19 protein-coding genes are annotated in these 18378 nt (G+C 60.9%); 10 read left to right on the forward strand and 9 right to left on the reverse strand.

Annotated elements, in window-relative coordinates; genetic code table 11:
• Positions 1–134: 134 nt before the first annotated feature.
• Positions 135–725, reverse strand: a complete 591-nt coding sequence (locus tag CKW25_RS19755) for an NAD(P)H-dependent oxidoreductase (protein WP_095081752.1) — start codon at positions 723–725, stop codon at positions 135–137.
• A 201-nt stretch (positions 726–926) separates the two neighbouring features.
• Here CKW25_RS19755 and CKW25_RS19760 point away from each other — a divergent pair, with 201 nt between their 5' ends.
• On the forward strand, positions 927–1241 hold the full coding sequence (locus CKW25_RS19760; RefSeq protein WP_095081754.1) for a putative quinol monooxygenase: 315 nt from the start codon (positions 927–929) through the stop codon (positions 1239–1241).
• A gap of 34 nt (positions 1242–1275) precedes the next feature.
• Here the strand turns inward: CKW25_RS19760 and CKW25_RS19765 are convergent, their stop codons facing one another.
• Together CKW25_RS19765 and kynU are read right to left on the reverse strand one after the other, a co-directional pair.
• Complete coding sequence (locus CKW25_RS19765) at positions 1276–2688, reverse strand: amino acid permease (protein WP_095081756.1); 1413 nt, start codon at positions 2686–2688, stop codon at positions 1276–1278.
• Positions 2689–2915: 227 nt separating this feature from the next.
• A complete protein-coding gene (gene kynU, locus CKW25_RS19770; protein WP_095081758.1) occupies positions 2916–4166 on the reverse strand; it encodes a kynureninase in 1251 nt (416 codons plus the stop codon).
• 186 nt (positions 4167–4352) lie between these two features.
• On the opposite strand from kynU, the gene CKW25_RS19775 reads away from it, so the two are divergent.
• The gene (locus tag CKW25_RS19775; RefSeq protein ID WP_095081759.1) at positions 4353–4826 is read left to right on the forward strand and encodes an Lrp/AsnC family transcriptional regulator; all 474 of its coding nucleotides are present in this window, start codon (positions 4353–4355) and stop codon (positions 4824–4826) included.
• Positions 4827–4839: 13 nt separating this feature from the next.
• On the opposite strand, the gene CKW25_RS19780 is transcribed toward CKW25_RS19775, so the two are convergent.
• Positions 4840–5853 (reverse strand): AraC family transcriptional regulator, encoded by a 1014-nt coding sequence (locus CKW25_RS19780; protein ID WP_095081761.1) that lies wholly within the window; start codon positions 5851–5853, stop codon positions 4840–4842.
• A 568-nt stretch (positions 5854–6421) separates the two neighbouring features.
• Between CKW25_RS19780 and antA the strand changes: the two genes are divergently transcribed.
• The 4 genes from antA to CKW25_RS19800 all read left to right on the forward strand — a co-directional run bounded on the left by antA (position 6422) and on the right by CKW25_RS19800 (position 10826).
• A complete protein-coding gene (gene antA / locus CKW25_RS19785) occupies positions 6422–7810 on the forward strand; it encodes an anthranilate 1,2-dioxygenase large subunit (protein ID WP_095081762.1) in 1389 nt (462 codons plus the stop codon).
• 2 nt (positions 7811–7812) lie between these two features.
• Positions 7813–8304 (forward strand): anthranilate 1,2-dioxygenase small subunit, encoded by a 492-nt coding sequence (gene antB / locus CKW25_RS19790; RefSeq protein ID WP_095081763.1) that lies wholly within the window; start codon positions 7813–7815, stop codon positions 8302–8304.
• An 18-nt stretch (positions 8305–8322) separates the two neighbouring features.
• Positions 8323–9345, forward strand: coding sequence for an anthranilate 1,2-dioxygenase electron transfer component AntC (gene antC / locus CKW25_RS19795; protein ID WP_095081764.1), 1023 nt, complete (start codon positions 8323–8325; stop codon positions 9343–9345).
• Between the two features lie 77 nt (positions 9346–9422).
• Positions 9423–10826, forward strand: coding sequence for an amino acid permease (locus CKW25_RS19800; protein WP_095081765.1), 1404 nt, complete (start codon positions 9423–9425; stop codon positions 10824–10826).
• 63 nt (positions 10827–10889) lie between these two features.
• Here CKW25_RS19800 and kynA read toward each other — a convergent pair whose 3' ends face one another.
• Positions 10890–11744 carry a tryptophan 2,3-dioxygenase gene (gene kynA, locus CKW25_RS19805; protein WP_095081767.1) on the reverse strand — a complete coding sequence of 285 codons (855 nt, stop codon included), beginning with the start codon at positions 11742–11744 and terminating at the stop codon, positions 10890–10892.
• Entirely contained in the window at positions 11741–12406 is a 666-nt protein-coding gene (gene kynB, locus CKW25_RS19810; RefSeq protein ID WP_095081768.1) for an arylformamidase, read from the reverse strand. Before kynB ends, kynA begins: the two co-directional genes overlap by 4 nt.
• Before the next feature lie 223 nt (positions 12407–12629).
• On the opposite strand from kynB, the gene CKW25_RS19815 reads away from it, so the two are divergent.
• The 3 genes from CKW25_RS19815 to CKW25_RS19825 all read left to right on the forward strand — a co-directional run bounded on the left by CKW25_RS19815 (position 12630) and on the right by CKW25_RS19825 (position 14081).
• The gene (locus tag CKW25_RS19815; protein WP_095081770.1) at positions 12630–13205 is read left to right on the forward strand and encodes an NAD(P)H-dependent oxidoreductase; all 576 of its coding nucleotides are present in this window, start codon (positions 12630–12632) and stop codon (positions 13203–13205) included.
• A 55-nt stretch (positions 13206–13260) separates the two neighbouring features.
• Positions 13261–13632 (forward strand): MerR family transcriptional regulator, encoded by a 372-nt coding sequence (locus CKW25_RS19820; RefSeq protein ID WP_095081772.1) that lies wholly within the window; start codon positions 13261–13263, stop codon positions 13630–13632.
• A gap of 104 nt (positions 13633–13736) precedes the next feature.
• Entirely contained in the window at positions 13737–14081 is a 345-nt protein-coding gene (locus CKW25_RS19825; RefSeq protein ID WP_095081774.1) for a cupin domain-containing protein, read from the forward strand.
• A gap of 272 nt (positions 14082–14353) precedes the next feature.
• On the opposite strand, the gene mmsB is transcribed toward CKW25_RS19825, so the two are convergent.
• Both mmsB and CKW25_RS19835 read right to left on the reverse strand, forming a co-directional pair.
• Positions 14354–15241: a 3-hydroxyisobutyrate dehydrogenase gene (mmsB, locus tag CKW25_RS19830; RefSeq protein ID WP_095081776.1), complete on the reverse strand. Its 888-nt coding sequence runs from the start codon at positions 15239–15241 to the stop codon at positions 14354–14356.
• A gap of 10 nt (positions 15242–15251) precedes the next feature.
• Complete coding sequence (locus CKW25_RS19835; protein ID WP_095081777.1) at positions 15252–16778, reverse strand: CoA-acylating methylmalonate-semialdehyde dehydrogenase; 1527 nt, start codon at positions 16776–16778, stop codon at positions 15252–15254.
• Positions 16779–16927: 149 nt separating this feature from the next.
• Here CKW25_RS19835 and CKW25_RS19840 point away from each other — a divergent pair, with 149 nt between their 5' ends.
• Positions 16928–17875, forward strand: coding sequence for a LysR family transcriptional regulator (locus CKW25_RS19840; protein ID WP_095081779.1), 948 nt, complete (start codon positions 16928–16930; stop codon positions 17873–17875).
• Here CKW25_RS19840 and CKW25_RS19845 read toward each other — a convergent pair.
• Positions 17872–18375, reverse strand: coding sequence for an OmpA family protein (locus CKW25_RS19845; RefSeq protein WP_172736578.1), 504 nt, complete (start codon positions 18373–18375; stop codon positions 17872–17874). The genes CKW25_RS19840 and CKW25_RS19845 overlap by 4 nt on opposite strands.
• Between the last annotated feature and the right edge of the window lie 3 nt (positions 18376–18378).

Raw genomic sequence — 18378 nt, forward strand, 5'->3', positions numbered from 1 at the left:
GAGCGGTTCTTCAGCCATACCCCTGTCGTCATTCTACGATGGCTGCGCAATCGAGCGGGAGCATGCTCCCTTGCCACGGGCAGGAGGTTGCGCCGAGATGTCCGATAGTAGCTGGATGCGGGGCAGAACGCAGGTCACGCCGGCAAGTCGAACACCTGCTTGAGGTGCTGCTCATAGCGCGCGATATCGGCCTCAATGTTCGGACGCTTCATCACGTCGACACACAGGAAGGTCGGCAAACCGGTCATGCCGAGGAATTCATTGGCCTTGTGGAACGGAAAATACACCGCGTCCACACCCTTGGCTTCAAAGAAGTCGGTCGGGTCGTCGAAGGCTTGCTGCGGGGCGTTCCAGGTCAGCGACAGCATGTACTGCTTGCCGTGGATCAGGCCACCGCTGCCGTACTTCTGCGAGGCGTCGGAACGGGTGCGGCCGTCGCTGGCATAGAGGCTGCCGTGGCCTTCGGTGAAGACTTCGTCGATGTACTTTTTCACTGTCCAGGGCGCGCCCATCCACCAGCCTGGCATCTGGTAGATGATCACATCGGCCCAGAGGAATTTGCTGACTTCATCGCTAATGTCGTAACCCTCGTCGATGTGGGTCACTTTGATATCGACACCGCCACGGTCCAGCACGCTCAGGGCGGCTTCGTGCAGGGTGGCGTTGTAGCGACCGTCGGAGTGGGCGAATTTCTTGCCGCCGTTGAGCAATAGCACTTTTTTCATGGGGAGCCTCATCATCTGGGTCCGATGTGCGTGGTGGATCACTCGCGCAATCGGGGAAGGTTCAATTCGATGACGGCAGGGTATCGATCGACACCCCCGTGAATAAGCCCTGCTTCGGCAAAATACATTTGACCTATACGCACGAATAGCCAGTCGATTGTTGCCGTAGAATTTTCTCCCTCCCTTCCAGAAGAGTCGTCCATGAGCCCACGCCACGGCTTCATCCTGTACGCCAAAACCCGCCCGGAATGCGCCGAGGCCTTTGAAGCGCTGTTCCGTGCCTACGTCGAGCCCAGCCGCGCCGAACCGGGCTGCATCGAGTACCACATGCTGCGCGACCAGCAAGACCCGACACTGTTTATCTTCTACGAGATCTGGCAGTCCCAGGCCCATCTGGAGGTGCACTCGAACCTGCCGCACATGAAGGCGTTTTTCGACACGCGCATGGACTACCTGGAGCGTGACTTCGACATCCGTCCCATCGAGATGCTCAGCCCCTCATCCGCTAGCCGTTGACCAACAGGTGCCCACCGACAGGGTGTCTAGCCGATCAAGCCTCGTCAGGCACGGAGCCCAGCGTTGCACTGGCCCGGCCCTTGCGGAAAAACACTCCGTAGACCAACGACAGAATCAGCAGGAACGGCACGCCAAACACCAGGGTCATCTTGAATGCGTCGGTGAAGTAGGTGGTGATCATCACCGCCCCCATCAGCACCAGCCCCAGCAGCGTCGAGTAGGGAAACAGGCGCATGCGGAACGACAGCTTTCGCTCGCCGTGACGCTGGTGATATCGGCGGAAACAGTAGTGCGTCAGGAAGATCATGAACCAGGTGAAAATGGCGCCGAACATGGATATCGCCATCATCAGGGTGAAGGAGCTTTCCGGGTACATCACGTTCAGCAAGGTCGCCAGGGCAATGCCCGAGCTGGACAGCAACAAGGCATTCAACGGGATGCCGCTCTTGCTCAACGCCCCCATCGCCTTGGGTGCGTAACCGCCACGGGACAGGCTGAACATCATGCGTGTGGTGATGTAGAGCTGGCTGTTCATCGCGGACAAGGCGGCGATCAGGATCACGAAGTTCATCACCCCGGTGGCACCGGGAATACCGATGGTTTGCATCACCGTGACGAACGGGCTCTGGGTCTGACCGGCCTGTACCCAAGGCACGATCGCCAGCATCAGGGCCAGGGTCAGCAGGTAAAACACCACCAGCCGCACCATGGTCGCGCGGAAGGCTTTCTTGACCGCTTGCTCCGGGTCCTCGGCTTCACCAGCCGCCACCGCGATCATTTCCACGCTCAGGTAGCTGAAGATCGACACGATCACCGCCACCCACATCCCTTGCAGGCCATGGGGGAAAAAGCCGCCGTGAGCGGTGTAGTGCTGCACGCCGTAGTCCGGGTTGCCGGAACCGAATACCACGTACACCGCCAGGATGATGAAGCCGACAATCGCCGCGATCTTGATGGTCGAGAACCAGTACTCGAAGGTACCGAACGTCTTCACGCTGATGGCGTTGAGCACGATCAGCACACTGGAGAACGAGACGATCCAGATCCATTCAGGCACGTTGGCGAACCAGTACTTCATGTACATCGCCACCGCCGTCACTTCCGTGCCGACCGCCAGCACAATCGCCGCCCAATAGGCATAGCGCACCAGGAACCCGGCCAGGGGGCTGATGTAGAACTCGGCATAGGCGCCGAAGGAACCGGAGGTGGAATGGGCCACGGTCATTTCTGCCAGGCAGCCCATCAACAGCAACGTGATGATCGCGCCAATGGCGTAGCTGAGCAGCACGCTCGGTCCGGCATAGCCGATGGCATAGGCACTGCCCATGAACAGCCCGGTGCCGATCGCCCCGCCGATGGCAATCATGCTCATCTGCCCCGAGGTGAGCTGGCGCCGCAAGCCATGCTCGCGGTTGGATATGGTGTCAAAGCCGCTGGCTTCGCTCATGTGTCTGTCCTCTGAATACTTGTTTTTTTAAGAGCACATCGTTGATCAAACACCGAGCCCTGCAATCGAACGCAAACCTGTGGCGAGGGAGCTTGCTCCCGCTTGAGTGCGCAGCACTCACAACATCATTGTTCACGACAAAGATCTTGGGGTCGCTACGCCGCCCAGCGGGAGCAAGCTCCCTCGCCACGGTGCATGAGCATCACCGAGCCCGGTTTCCAGAGGGATCAGGTCACGCTGTGACGAACCTGGAACTGCGCGTGCGCCCAGGTCTTCTGGTCGAGAATGTCACCCAGGATCTGCACCGCATCGAACACTTCGGTGAAGCTGGTGTACAGCGGGGTGAAACCGAAGCGCATGATCCGTGGCTCACGGTAGTCACCGATCACGCCTTGGGCGATCAAGGCCTGAATCACCGCATAACCTTGCGGGTGTTCGAAGCTGACATGGCTGCCGCGCCGGGCGTGCTCACGCGGGGTGATCAGCTTCAGGTCGTGGGCGGCGCAACGTTCCTCGACCAGCGCGATGAACAGATCGGTCAGGGCCAGGGATTTACGGCGCAGGCTGGCCATGTCGGTCTGGGCGAAGATGTCCAGGCCGCACTCGACCATGGCCAGCGAAGTGATCGGCTGCGTGCCGCACAGGTAACGGGCAATGCCGCGACTCGGCTCATAACCCGATTCCATGTCGAACTGGCGGGCGTGGCCGAACCAGCCCGACAACGGCTGCGTGACCAGGTCGCACAGCTGCGGCGAGACCCAGACGAACGCTTGCGAACCCGGGCCGCCGTTGAGGTATTTGTAGGTGCAGCCGATGGCGTAGTCCGCACCGGCCTGGCGCAGGTCCACCGGCACCGCGCCAGCCGAGTGAGCCAGGTCCCAGACCGCCAGCGCGCCACATTCGTGGATCAGCGTGGTCGTGGCCTGCATGTCGTACATATAGCCGGTCTTGTAGTTGACGTGGGTCAGCATGACCACGGCGACGTCCTGGTCAATCGCCTGCGCCAGCGCTTGCGGGCTGTCCACCAGACGCAGGCTGTAGCCCTGTTGCAGCAAATCCATCAGCCCTTCGGCAATGTACAGATCGGTGGGGAAGTTGCTCGACTCGCTGACAATCACCCGCCGCTCAGGCGCTCGCGAGGCCTGCACGCGCAAGGCCGCGCCGAGCACCTTGAACAGGTTGATCGAGGTGGTATCGGTGATCACCACTTCGCCTTCACCGGCACCGATCAGCCCGGCCAGGCGATCGCCCAGGCGCTGCGGCAGATCGCGCCAGCCGGCGCTGTTCCAACTGCGGATCAAACCATCGCCCCACTCCTGGGCAATCACCGCCCGGGCGCGCTCAAGGGCCGCGACCGGGCGAGCCCCCAGAGAGTTGCCGTCGAGGTAGATCACGCCCTCGGGCAGGGCAAACTGATCACGCAAAGGGGCCAGGGAGTCCTGTGCATCGAGCGCCAGGCAATCGTTTCTTGTGGTCATTGTCGGTCCTGTTCTTTAAGTGACATGCGGCCGGTGGCTACCGTATTCCGGGGATTTCCATGCCTGCACGATGAGCAGATAATGAACGAACCTTTGCAGAATTTTCGTGCAAAGTGGCAGGTCATATAGTAGTTATCTCGAAGATAATTCGAATCCAACTCAAAAAACCGCGGATTTATTCAACCCATGACACTCGACTCCACAGACCTGCGGATCCTGCATTACCTGCAGCAGGATGGCCGTATCAGCAACCAGGAACTGGCGGAGAAAGTCGCGCTGTCGCCCTCGGCCTGCCTGCGTCGTTTACGCCTGCTGGAAAGCGAAGGGATCATCACCGGTTATCGCGCCGAACTGAGCGCCGAACGCTTGGGCGTGGAGCTGGAAGCCATCGTCCATGTGTCCCTGCGCCAGGACATCGACGACTGGCACGAGACTTTCATCAAGAAGGTCCAGGACTGGCCGGAAGTGACCACTGCCTACGTGATTACCGGTGCCAGCAACTACGTGCTGCGGATCCAGGCACGCAACCTCAAGCACTTCTCGGATTTCATCGTCAACAAGCTCAACCGCACGGCGGGGGTGACCGATATCCGTTCGGAAATCGTCCTGCAGAAAATCAAGGAACGGGTCAACCTGCTGGATCTGGTTGCCCGCAAGTAAGGCTGCGACCCACTCAAAACCCGCGCATACGCCGGGCTTCGTGACGCTGCACGGTGGCGCTGGGGGATTCGTCGAACAGCTTGCGGTACTCGGCGGAAAACCGGCCCATGTGGGTAAAACCCCAGGCCATGGCGATCTCCGAGATATTGCGCGCCTGGCCATGCTCAAGCAGATCCTGACGCACCGCGTTCAACCGGTGTTTCTTCAGATAGGCCATCGGTGACAGGGCGAAGTACTTCCTGAACGCCTCGAACAACTTGAACCGGGAAACCCCCGCCGCCGCTTCGATATCTTCCAGGTGCACCGCTTCGCGGGCGTTGTCGTGGATGTACTGTTTGGCCCGGACCAGATAGTGCGGCACCTTCACCGCCAACACCTGGCGCAGCTCCTCGGAGTAATTGTTCGGCTGGGCGAGGATCAGGCCCTTGATCAACGAGCTTTCGAGGTCCCGGGTGAAGGTCACCTGATCGAACAGCACATTGCTGTGCTCCAGTTCCGCGATGAAATACCGCGCCATGCGCCACCACGCCGCCGACGCGCCGTCCACCGCATCCATCACCGGTTCGAAGCGCAACGGCGCATCCAGCGGGTGCTGCAGGATCCCTTCCAGCGACTCGCTCATGGCGGCGCGGGTGATCACCACCTGAAGCTTGCGACAGTCACCGGAGATCGCCAGCATCTGGCTTTCATTCGGAGAAATGATCACCCCTTGATCGCGGTTGGACTTGAGCAGCGTGCCGTCCTTGCGCAGCTCCTGCTCGCCCACCAGCGGCAGGCTGAGGCTGTAGCTGCTGAAGTGTTCGGCGTCTTCGATGTCGACGGTCACATCGGTGCCGTACTCGATCGTGCCCAGGGTGGTGGCCATGGACTTGAACACATTGGCGCTGTGATGAAAGCGGATCCGCTCCGGCGTCGTGGTTTCGAGGCGATGTGGGCCGCAGATCCCCGACATCCAGGTCCTGGCCCCTTCAAGGTCATAGTGATCGATACGAATATCGCGAAACTGCGGATCAGCTTTGCTACTCATCACGGCGCACCCACGGCAATATTTTTTTCAGCGCGCTCTGACGGCGCACCTCTGGCGTGAAGCGAGCAAGTTCCAGACCACTCAACGCGCCTGCCGACCCAATGGATAGCAATCGCCAACTATGTGGATAAAGCACGCCCCGAATCACGGCGCATGCCCCTGAACAGCACTCCAGGCTGGGCAAAACAGTACCTCAATGCGCCGCACCGGGGCAGCCGTTCATCGAATGGTGCAGGCGCTTGGGTATTCGCTGCCCAATCCGATGCGAGTGTTACCCATGGGACGCACTCATTACCGACAAGCACCTGTGCCGAGGGAGCTTGCTCCCGCTGGAGCGCGAAGCGGTCCTGAGTCCAGTTAACGCGTTATTTCAGTTGAAATTCGCTAGGGACATTTACGACTGCTGCGCAGTCGAGCGGGAGCAAGCTCCCTCGCCACAGCGATAACGCAGCGTTCCACGCAGCGAACTTAGCGGATTGCCTTCGCCGACTAAGCGGATAGACCCTCCCCCTCCCCACTCTCTCTAATGTGCTCATCGATTGGCCTGAATAAAAAAAGGGGCACACCCATGAGTGGCGAAAAAAACTTCGAGCAATGGAAAACCTTCATTGAAGGCTGCCTGGACTTCCGTCCGGCAGAGGGCGTGTTCCGCATCGCCCGAGACATCTTCACCGAGCCGCAACTGTTCGACCTGGAAATGGAACTGATCTTCGAGAAGAACTGGATCTACGCCTGCCACGAAAGCGAGCTGGCCAATAACCACGACTTCATCACGATGCGTGCCGGGCGCCAGCCGATGATCATCACGCGCGACGGCGACGGCCAGCTCAACGCACTGATCAACGCCTGCCAGCATCGCGGCACCACGTTGACCCGGGTCGGCAAGGGCAACCAGTCGACGTTCACCTGCCCGTTCCATGCCTGGTGCTACAAGAGCGACGGCCGCCTGGTCAAGGTCAAGGCGCCTGGCGAGTACCCCGAAGGGTTCGACAAGGCCACCCGAGGCCTGAAGAAAGCCCGCATCCAGAGCTACAAGGGGTTCGTGTTCATCAGCCTGGACGTACACGGCGATAACAGCCTGGAAGACTTCCTCGGTGACGCCAAAGTGTTCTTCGACATGATGGTCGCCCAGTCGCCCACCGGTGAACTGGAAGTGCTGCCCGGCAAGTCGGCCTACACCTACGACGGCAACTGGAAACTGCAGAACGAGAATGGCCTGGATGGCTACCACGTCAGCACGGTCCACTATAACTACGTGGCCACGGTGCAGCATCGCCAGCAGGTCAACAGCGACAACGGTACCGCCACGGGCAGCACCCTGGACTACAGCAAGCTGGGGGCCGGCGATGCCAACACCGACGACGGCTGGTTCGCCTTCAACAACGGCCACAGCGTGCTGTTCAGTGACATGCCCAACCCGTCGGTGCGCTCCGGCTACAGCACGATCATGCCGCGCCTGATCGACGAGCATGGCCAGGAAAAAGCCGAATGGATGATGCATCGGCTGCGCAACCTGAACATCTACCCGAGCCTGTTCTTCCTCGACCAGATCAGCTCGCAGCTGCGCATCATCCGCCCGGTGGCGTGGAACAAGACCGAGATCATCAGCCAGTGCCTGGGGGTGAAGAACGAGTCGGACGCCGACCGCGAGAACCGCATTCGCCAGTTCGAGGACTTCTTCAACGTCTCCGGACTCGGCACACCGGATGACCTGGTGGAATTCCGTGAAGCCCAGCGCGGCTTCCAGGCTCGCCTGGAACGCTGGAGCGATATTTCACGCGGCAGCCACCGCTGGGCCACGGGTGCCACGCCCAACAGCGAGGCGATCGGTATCGCCCCGGCCATGACCGGCACCGAGTTCACCCATGAAGGGCTTTACGTCAACCAGCACAGCAACTGGCAGAGGTTCCTGCTCGATGGCCTGGACGCGAAATCCCTGAAGCTACGTGAGGTGTGAACATGAATGCGCAATTGCAGTACCAGATCGAGCAGTTTTTCTACCGCAAGTCCGAGCTGTGCGACGCCAAGGAGTGGGACGCCTACCTCGCCCTCTTCGACGAGCACAGCGAGTTTCACCTGCCGCAGTGGGATTCGGAGCATGTCTACACCCAGGACCCCAAGCGCGAGATGTCACTGATCTACTACGCCAACCGCTCGGGCCTGGAAGACCGGGTGTTCCGCCTGCGCACCGGCAAGGCGGCCTCCGCCACGCCCTTGCCGCGCACCCTGCACCTGATCAACAACGTGCGCATCAGCGAACTGCCACAGGGTGAGTTGGAGGTGCGACTGAACTGGCACACGCTGTTCTATCGCCTGGCGACCTCCGAGCAGTTCTACGGCACCGCGACCTATCGCCTCAAGCCGCATGACAACAGCTGGGTCATTGCCCGCAAGCATGTGCTGCTGCTCAACGACACCATCAACTCGGTGCTCGATTTCTACCACCTCTGACACCATGGAGACCGGGGCATGAACCACAAGGTTGCGTTCAGTTTCGCCGATGGCAAAACACTGTTTTTTCCCGTGCACGCCAACGAGATATTGCTCGATGCGGCGCTGCGCAATGGCATCAGGATTCCACTCGATTGCCGCGAAGGGGTGTGTGGCACCTGCCAGGGCCGCTGTGAGTCCGGCGACTACAGCCAGGACTATGTGGACGAGGACGCCCTTTCCAGCCTGGACCTGCAACAACGCAAGATGCTCACCTGCCAGACCCGGGTAACCTCCGATGCGGCGTTCTATTTCGACTTCGCCTCCAGCCTGTGCAATGCCGCCGAACCCGCTCGGCTCAACGGCACCGTGACGCAGGTCACCCAGGTATCGGCCAGCACCGCGATCCTGCACCTGGACCTGGGTGCCAGCGCCCAGCCGCTGGACTTTCTACCGGGGCAGTACGCCCGTCTGCTGATTCCGGGCACCGCGAACCTGCGCTCCTATTCGTTCGCCAACCGCCCGACCAGCAGCAATCAGTTGCAGTTCCTGATTCGCCTGCTGCCGGACGGGGTGATGAGCAACTACATTCGCGAACGCTGCCAGGTCGGCGATCAAATCGCCCTGGAAGCGCCGCTGGGCGCGTTTTACCTGCGCCACATCACCCGGCCGCTGGTGCTGGTGGCGGGCGGTACGGGGTTGTCGGCCCTGCTGGGCATGCTGGATGAAATCGCCGAACGCGGCTGCGAACACCCCGTGCACCTGTACTACGGCGTGCGCGAGGCGGTCGACCTGTGCGAGGTTGAACGCATCCGGGCCTATGCCCAGCGCATTCCGGGGTTTCGCTACACCGAGGTGCTCAGCGAACCCACGCCCTCCTGGACGGGCAAGCGCGGTTACATCGCCGAACACTTCGATGCCAGCGAACTGCGCGATGCCCCGGCCGACCTGTATGTCTGCGGGCCTGTGCCCATGGTCGAGTCGATCAGGACCTGGCTGGCGAGCCAATCCCTGGAAAACGTGCAGCTTTATTATGAAAAGTTCACCGAAAGCAACGCCTGACGCTCACAAACGGGCGGTAATTGAATAAGCTGTCGGGGTGCAACAAGGCCGGATCAAAACAACTAGAAGGTAACCAGATGGCGGATGAAAGACAGCAACAAGGCGAACTCAAGCGGGGGCTGAAAAATAGACACATTCAGCTGATCGCATTGGGCGGAGCAATTGGTACCGGGTTATTCCTGGGTTCCGCTGGCGTGCTCAAGTCGGCGGGGCCTTCCATGATCCTCGGCTATGCGATTGCCGGGTTTATCGCCTTCCTGATCATGCGCCAGCTGGGCGAAATGATTGTCGAGGAGCCGGTCGCCGGTTCCTTCAGTCACTTCGCGCATAACTACTGGGGTGGTTTCGCCGGCTTCCTGTCGGGCTGGAACTACTGGGTACTGTACGTACTGGTGGGCATGGCGGAACTGACCGCGGTCGGCAAGTACATCCAGTTCTGGTGGCCCGAGGTGCCGACCTGGGTCAGTGCCGCGGTGTTCTTCGTGCTGGTCAACCTGATCAACACGATGAACGTGAAAGTCTTCGGTGAAATGGAGTTCTGGTTCGCGATCATCAAGGTCGTGGCGATCATCGGCATGATCGCCCTGGGCTGCTACATGCTGTTCAGTGGCACCGGCGGCCCGCAGGCCTCGGTGAGCAACCTGTGGGACCATGGCGGTTTCTTCCCGAACGGCACCACCGGCCTGCTGATGGCGATGGCGTTCATCATGTTCTCCTTCGGCGGCCTGGAACTGGTGGGTATCACCGCGGCTGAAGCCAGCGAGCCACGCAAAGTGATTCCCAAGGCGATCAACCAGGTGGTTTACCGCGTGTTGATCTTCTACGTCGGCGCCCTCACCGTGCTGCTGTCGCTGTACCCATGGGATCAACTGCTGCAGACCCTCGGCGCTTCCGGCGATGCCTACAGTGGTAGCCCGTTCGTGCAGATCTTCGCCCTGATCGGCAGCGACACCGCCGCGCAAATCCTCAACTTCGTGGTCCTCACCGCCGCGCTGTCGGTGTACAACAGCGGCGTCTACTGCAACAGCCGCATGCTGTACGGCCTGGCCGAACAGGGCGATGCCCCGAAAAAGCTGATGAAGCTGAACAAGCAAGGCGTTCCATTGCTGGCGCTGGGTGTGTCGGCACTGGTCACTATGCTGTGCGTGGTGGTCAACTACGTGGCCCCCCATGGAGCGCTGGAGTTGTTGATGGCCCTGGTGGTTGCCTCGTTGATGATCAACTGGGCGCTGATCAGCCTGACGCACCTGAAGTTCCGCAAGGCGATGCAGCAAAAAGGCATCGTGCCGGGCTTCAAGGCATTCTGGTCGCCGTACACCAACTACCTGTGCCTGGCCTTCATGGCCGTGATCATCTACGTCTTGCTGATGATTCCAGGTATTCGGGCATCGGTGTTCGCCATCCCGGTCTGGGTCGCGATCCTGTTCGTGGCCTATCGGATGCGCGTGGCTCGCACTCGCGCCTTATCGGTCACTCAGTAAGCGTTCGCCAGTCAGTAAAAAGCCCCGGTATTCACTGAATGCCGGGGCTTTTTTATTGACCGATCAGAGGGTCGACCGCACTCGCCACAACTCGGGGAACAACACGGTGTCGAGCATCTTGCGCAGGTAGCCGACACCTTCCGTACCGCCGGTGCCTGGCTGGAAACCGATGATCCGTTCAACCGTGGTGACATGGCGGAAACGCCACTGGCGGAACGAGTCTTCGAGGTCGATGAACTTCTCGGCCAACTGATACAGGTCCCAGTACTGCGCCGGGTCTTTGTAGACCACACGCCAGGCCGCTTCGACCGTGGCGTCATGCGCAGTCGGCTGGGTCGGGTCGCACGTCAAGCGCTGCGGATCAATCGCCAGCCCCGCGCGGGCCATCAAGTGAATCGCCTCGTCATACAGCGACGGTGTGGCGATCGACTTCTCCAGTTCCGCCAACAACTCCGGGCGGTGGGCATGGGGGCGCAGCAGCGTTGCACTCTTGTTGCCGAGGATGAACTCGATCTCGCGGTACTGGAACGACTGGAAGCCCGACGACTGCCCCAGGAACGGCCGGATCGCGTGGTATTCGGTCGGGGTCATGGTCGCCAGCACGGTCCAGGCATGCACCAGCTGATCGAAAATCCGCGACACCCGCGCCAGCATCTTGAACGCTGGCGGCAATTCGCCCAGGCGAACGTGTTCGCGGGCAGCCTTGAGCTCGTGCAGCATCAGTTTCATCCACAGCTCGGATGTCTGGTGCTGGATGATGAACAGCATTTCGTTATGGTCCGGGGACAGCGGATGCTGGGCGCTGAGAATCTTGCCCAGGTCCAGGTAGTCGCCGTAACTCATGGAGTCGGAAAAATTCAGCTCGGCGTTATGCCATTCGTCTGTCGGGTTGCCCGGTGAATAGGGACATTGGCTCATCGAACCGACTCCTCAGGTTGCAGTGTAGGGAGTGGACGCAGGATCGCCCGAACCGGGCTGGCGTCCAGATTGGCGAAGCGCAGCGGTAGCGCGATCAGCTCGTAGTCGCCTTCCGGCACCTCATCGAGCACGATGCCCTCGAGGATCGCCATGCCATGGCGGGCCACGGCGTTGTGCGCATCCATGGTCTTGGATTGCTGGGGGTCCAGCGACGGCGTATCGATGCCGATCAAGCGCACGCCGAGGCTCGACAGCAGCTCGACGGTTTCCTTGGCGACTGCGGTGAAGTCCGGGTCCCAGGTCGCCAGGGGGGCCTGTCGATAGGTGCGCAACAGCACGCGCGCCGGCACATTGGCCAGCCGCCCTTGCAGTTGCCCGGGCTGAACCAGGGCGCCGCTGTCCAGGCAGTGCAGGACACGGCACGGGCCCATGTAGACCTCTAGCGACACCTCGCCAATTGGCGCGCCGTCGGGGCGGTAATGCAGCGGTGCATCGACGTGGGCCCCGGTGTGGGGAGACAGGGTGACGCGGCCGACGTTGACCGGGCACTCGGGCCCGAACGTCCACACGCGTTCTTCCTGAAACGGCGTATCACCTGGCCACGTGGGGGTTGCGGTGCTCAAGGGGGGACTGATGTCCCACCACGATGGTGTTGTTTTCATTATTGGAATCTCGGCCTGCTCACCCGTGAATGATACGAGTGAAACCCGTCAACTTTCTTGCGAAATCCTTCGGCAACGGCCAAATGTTTCGCACTTAATGCTAAAAAAACGGAGTTTATCGGATAGAAATTTCAATGGCTGCTGCAGGTACGGCCCAAGGATCTTGACTCTCCCCCAAGGGGCCGACTTTATCCTCCTGGTTTTACCTTCCAGGGAGAGGCACATGGGCAAACGGATACTGGTGATTCTCGGCCACCCTTCCAGTAACAGCTTTTGCGGCGCCCTGGCCGATCGCTATGTGCAGGCGGCAAACAGTGCCGGGCATGAGGTCCGTGAGCTGCCCCTGGGCGCCTTGAGTTTCGACCCGATATTGCGCGAAGGCTACCAGCAGGTTCAGCCCCTGGAAGCCGACCTGTTGAAGGCTCAGGCGGACATCACCTGGGCCGAACACCTGACCTTTGTGTACCCGATCTGGTGGGGGGCGATTCCAGCGTTGCTCAAGGGCTTTTTCGACCGGGTGTTCCTGCCTGGCTTTGCCTTCAAGTACCGTCCCGGCAAGGCCTTTCCAGACAAGCTGCTGCAGGGTCGCACCGCCGACCTGCTGGTGACCATGGACACACCGCCCTGGTATTACCGCTGGATCTATCGCATGCCCGGCGTGCATCAAATGCGCAAGACCACCCTGGCCTTTTGCGGCATCAGACCGCTGAACACCCTGACCTTCGGCCCGGTGCTCAACTCAACGCCGCAGCAACGCAACAGCTGGTTGATGCAGGCGCAGGCTATCGCTGAGGGCTAAGTCTCGGAGATAATCGGCGGTGTCATCCGGGACACTTACGAAAAAGGGACTTTTCATGTACATCGGTAAAGCGGCAAAGCTGTCGGGCACCACTATCAAGAGCATCCGCCACTACGAGGATATTGGCCTGTTGCCGCCTGCGCAGCGCCAGGGCAAATACCGCATTTACGACCAGCACACTGTCGACCTGTTGAGCTTCATCAAATGCGCCCAGCAATTGGGTTTCAAGCTCAAGGAAATGCAGGTGATGCTTCAGGACCACCGCGACCAGACACCACCCTGGGACTTGGCCCTGCAGGCCATCATCGACAAAAAGCAGCAGTTGGCCGACAGCATCGTGCAACTGACCCAGCAACACCAGCAACTGTCCAAGCTCCAGGCAAGCCTGGCGCACGTGCAACAGCAGTGCCCGCTCGAGCGAGTGTGAAGCCGCGCGCGTTTCTGGATAGCTCAGTGTCGAGCACAGACAACTGACCCGCGGATGGACGCTATAGGGTGCGACTTCAGTCCTGCCTAACGCTCGGAGTCAGCATGTCCAAACCCATTACCGTCCTGCGCGATACCCATCCGCTGCCCGTCCTCGACGCCTGCAAATGGGAAAAGCTCGAAGGCGATCCGCACACCGTCAACCTCAACGCCTACACCAGCGAGGATGGCAGCAAGATCATGGGCACCTGGATCTGCACACCGGGCAAATGGCGAGTGGACTACGTGAAGTGGGAGTACTGCCATTTCCAGGAAGGCTACTGCGTGATCACCCCGGACGGCATGGAACCGATCCATCTGCGTGCCGGTGATATCTTCGTCGTGGAGCCGGGAATGAAAGGCACGTGGGAAGTGGTCGAGACCGTGCGCAAGTATTTCGTGTTCGCCTGAGCACAAAAAACCGGGAGCCCACCCGACGTGGGTTCCCGGTAAAAATACGCTGCTGAACAAGCGATCGCCCCTGTGGCGAGGGAGCTTGCTCCCGCTGGTACGCGAAGCGGACCCAAAACCGGGGATCGCGGTGTATCAGGTAAAACACATGGGCTGATTTGCGACTGCTTCGCACTCGAGCGGGAGCAAGCTCCCTCGCCACACAAGCTCCTCGCCACACGTCCTGTGTAAAAAACCGGGGCACCACTCGATGCAGTCCCCCGGAAACACCCCTACTGAGGTTTGCGATAGCCGTTGATGATCGCCGAGAAGTCCTTGCCACCTTCACCGCGCAGGCTCATGGCCTGATACAGCTGCTGGGCCACCGCCCCGAGCACCACCGGCTGGTGCACCTGGCGCGCGGCTTCAGTGGCCAGCCCCAGGTCCTTGAGCATCAGTTCGGCACCGAAACCGCCGGTATAACCACGGGACGCCGGGGCCGTTTCAACCACGCCCGGCCACGGGTTGTACATTTCCGAACTCCAGCAACGGCCGGTGGAACTGTTGATGATCCCCGCCAGCACGCCCGTGTCGATCCCAAGGGCATCGCCCAGGGCCATGGCTTCACTGACGCCGACCATGGAAATCCCCAACAGCAGGTTGTTGCAGATCTTGGCGATTTGCCCGGTACCGACTTCGCCGCAGTGCACGATGTTGCGACCCATCTGCGCCAGCACCGGTTGCAGGGTGGCGAACAGTTCCGGGGTGGCCCCGACCATGAAGGTCAGTGTGCCAGCCGCCGCGCCACCGGTACCACCGGAAACCGGTGCATCGGCCATGCTCACACCTTGTTTGGCCGCTGCGGCGGCGACATCGCGGGCGGTCTGCGGATCGATGGTGCTGCAATCCACGGCCGGTACACCCTTGGCGATCCCGGCCAGCACGCCGTCTTCACCGAGCCAGACACTGCGCACATGCACGGCGGCCGGCAGCATGGTGATCACCAGTTCTGCACCTTGCGCGGCCTCACGGGCCGTCGCACTGATGGTACCGCCCAGTTGCGCCAGCTCCGCGAGCACGGCTTTGTTCAGGTCGACCAGGTTCAGCGAATGGCCGGCCTTGATCAGGTTGCGCGCCATCGGCGCGCCCATGTTGCCGAGACCGATAAAAGCGATTTTCATGTCCGGCTCCTCAACGCAGGTTGATGGTGGTGTTCACACCGTCATTGACGCTGTCATCGTCGAACCAGCGGCTGGTGACGGTCTTGGTTTGAGTGTAGAACTGCACCACTTGCTTGCCATACGGGCCCAGGTCGCCGAGCTTGGAGCCACGAGAACCGGTGAAGCTGAAGAACGGGACCGGCACCGGAATCGGGATGTTGATGCCGACCTGGCCCACGTCGATTTCATTCTGGAACTTACGCGCCGCCGCACCGCTCTGGGTGAACAGGCCGGTGCCGTTGCCGAACGGGTTGGCGTTGACCAGGGCAATGGCCTGATCCAGGGTATCGACTTCCAGCACCACCAGCACCGGGCCGAAGATTTCCTGGGTGTAGATCTGCATGTCGGTGGTCACACCGGAGAACAGGGTCGGGCCGACAAAGTTGCCCTGCTCGAAGCCCGGAACGCTGATATCACGGCCATCGAGCTCAAGCTTGGCGCCCTCTTTGATGCCGCTTTCGATCAGTTCCAGAATCCGTGCCTTGGCGCGCTTGGAGATCACTGGGCCGACATCGGTACCCGGCTCGCTGCCAGCGTTGACCTTGAGTTGTTGCGCCAGGGCCTTGAGGTCTGGCAACCACTGCCTGGCCGCGCCCACCAGCACCACCACCGAGGTGGCCATGCAGCGTTGACCGGCCGCGCCGAAACCTGCGCCGACCAGGGCGTTGAGTGCTTGCTCACGGTTGGCATCGGGCAGCACCACGGCGTGGTTCTTGGCGCCCATCATCGATTGCACGCGCTTGCCGTGCTTGCCAGCCAGGTCGTAGACGTGGGTACCGACCGCGGTCGAACCGACGAACGAAACGGCCTTGATGTCCTTGTGGGTGCACAGGGCATCCACCACGTCCTTGCCGCCGTGCACCACGTTGAGCACGCCAGCCGGTACGCCGGCCTCAATCGCCAGCTCCACCAGCAGCAGGGTCGACAGCGGGTCCTGTTCGGAAGGCTTGAGGACAAAGGTGTTGCCGCAGGCGATGGCCATCGGGAACATCCACAGCGGAATCATCGCCGGGAAGTTGAACGGCGTGATACCGGCGCACACACCGATCGGCTGGCGCAGGGTGTAGGTGTCGACGCCACCGGCGACGTTTTCAGCGAACTCGCCCATTTGCAGGCTGCCGATGGAGCAGGCGTGCTCGACCACTTCCAGGCCACGGAAAATATCGCCTTCGGCGTCGGCAATGGTTTTGCCTTGCTCGGCGCTCAGGACAACGGCAATGCGTTTGGAGTGTTCGCGAATCAGCGCCTGGAGCTTGAGCATGATGCGCATCCGCGCGCCGATCGGGGTCAGCTTCCAGGTCTGGAAGGCGCGATGGGCCGCACTGATCGCCGCATCAACTTCCTCGGCCGTGGCGAACGGGACTTTGGCCAGCACTTGCTGGGTCGCCGGGTTGACGATGTCGTGCCATTCGGTGGTCCTGGACTCGACCCACTGACCATCGATCAACAGCTTGACGGTCTGCACGGTGGTTTCGTTGGGCGTAAGCGATGCGTTCATGCTGGTCTCCGGAACTTGTAATTATGCTAGGAGCCAAGGCGAGCAAGTCGCCTTGAGATGAGGCGTGTACCGCGAATTGGTTATCGGGCTGTTTTTGGAGTATAGATGTGCAAACTTCTAATAAGAACGCACATAAAAGCCGGTCCAACATGCAAAAAAACATCACATCCCTGGGCTCCCTGAACTGGGACGACCTGAAGTTTTTCCTTGAAGTCGCCCGCACCCGCAAGGCCAGCACCGCCGCCAAGCGCCTGGCAGTGGACTACACCACGGTGTCGCGGCGCATCAGCTCGCTGGAAGGCTCCCTGGGTACCTTGCTGTTCGAGAAGTCCCGGACCAACGGCTTTGTCCTGACCGCCGAGGGCCAGCGTTTGCTGGGGTATGCCGAGTCCATAGAAAGCACCCTGCACATGGCGTGCGAACAGGTCTCGGGTTCGGGAGTGGCGTTATCCGGCCACGTCCGGATGGGCTGTACCGAGGGTTTCGGCAGTTTCTTCATCACCCCGCAGCTCAGCCACTTCGTCGATGCCTACCCGGCGATCTCGGTGGATATCCTGCCGCTGCCGCACTTCATCAGCCTGTCCAAGCGCGAAGCCGACATTGTCATCGCCCTGGAGCGCCCGGAACACGGTCCTTACGTCTGCTGCAAACTCTGCGACTACCGTTTGCAGTTGTACGCGACCCAGGACTACCTCGACCAGCACCCACCAATTCGCCGTCCGGCCGATCTGGGCCAGCATCAGTTCATCAGTTATGTCGACGACCTGGCCTTCAGCTCGGAGCTGCTGTACCTGGCCAACGTGCTGCCCGGCGCCAGCGCCAACCTGCGCAGCACCAGCGTGATTGCGCAGTTTGTCGCGGCACAGCAAGGCCGCTCGCTGGCAATCCTGCCGTGCTTCCTGGCGGCCCAGGACCCACGGCTGCTGCCGGTATTGCCGGAAGAGATCACGATCACCCGGCAGTTCTGGATGTACTGCCGCGAAGACCTGCGCAAACTCAAGCGGATCACCCTGTTGTGGGATTACATCCGCGCCGTGACCGAGCAGAACCAGGCGCTGTTGATGGGTGAGACCCGAACGATGCGATTCGCCGACTAGTCGGCGCTGACCACGATCGCCACCCGGCGGTTCTCGGTGCGTCCCGCAGCGCTGTTGTTGGGTGCCACCGGCTCGCTGCTGCCCAGGCCACGCAGTTGAATGTTCTCTTCGCGCATGCCAACGCGGGTCAATACCGTGGCCACACTCTTGGCCCGGCGCAGGGACAGTTGCTGGTTATAGGCTTCCTTGCCCGAGGCGTCGGTGTGGCCATCGACTCGCACGCGCTCGATGCCGACGCCCAGCAGCGCCTTGCCAATCCGCTCGACGATGTCGGTGCTTTGGGCGTTCAGGCGTTCCACGTCACTGCCAAACAGCACCTTGCCCGACAAACCGAACTCCCAGCCTTCCTCGGTCAATTCGAACCCCTGTTGTTTGAGCACGGTGATTTGCGCGGGGGTGAGGCCTTTTTGCGGTGCTGTCTGGCACCCGGTCAAGGCCAGCATGGCCATGAACAGGGTCAGGGTGAAGAGTCGAAGGGAACGCTGAGTCAGAGAAAACAAGGG

Origin of the sequence: Pseudomonas sp. Irchel s3h17, from assembly GCF_900187505.1 — a bacterium.
In the GTDB taxonomy this organism is placed as follows: Bacteria; Pseudomonadota; Gammaproteobacteria; order Pseudomonadales; family Pseudomonadaceae; genus Aquipseudomonas.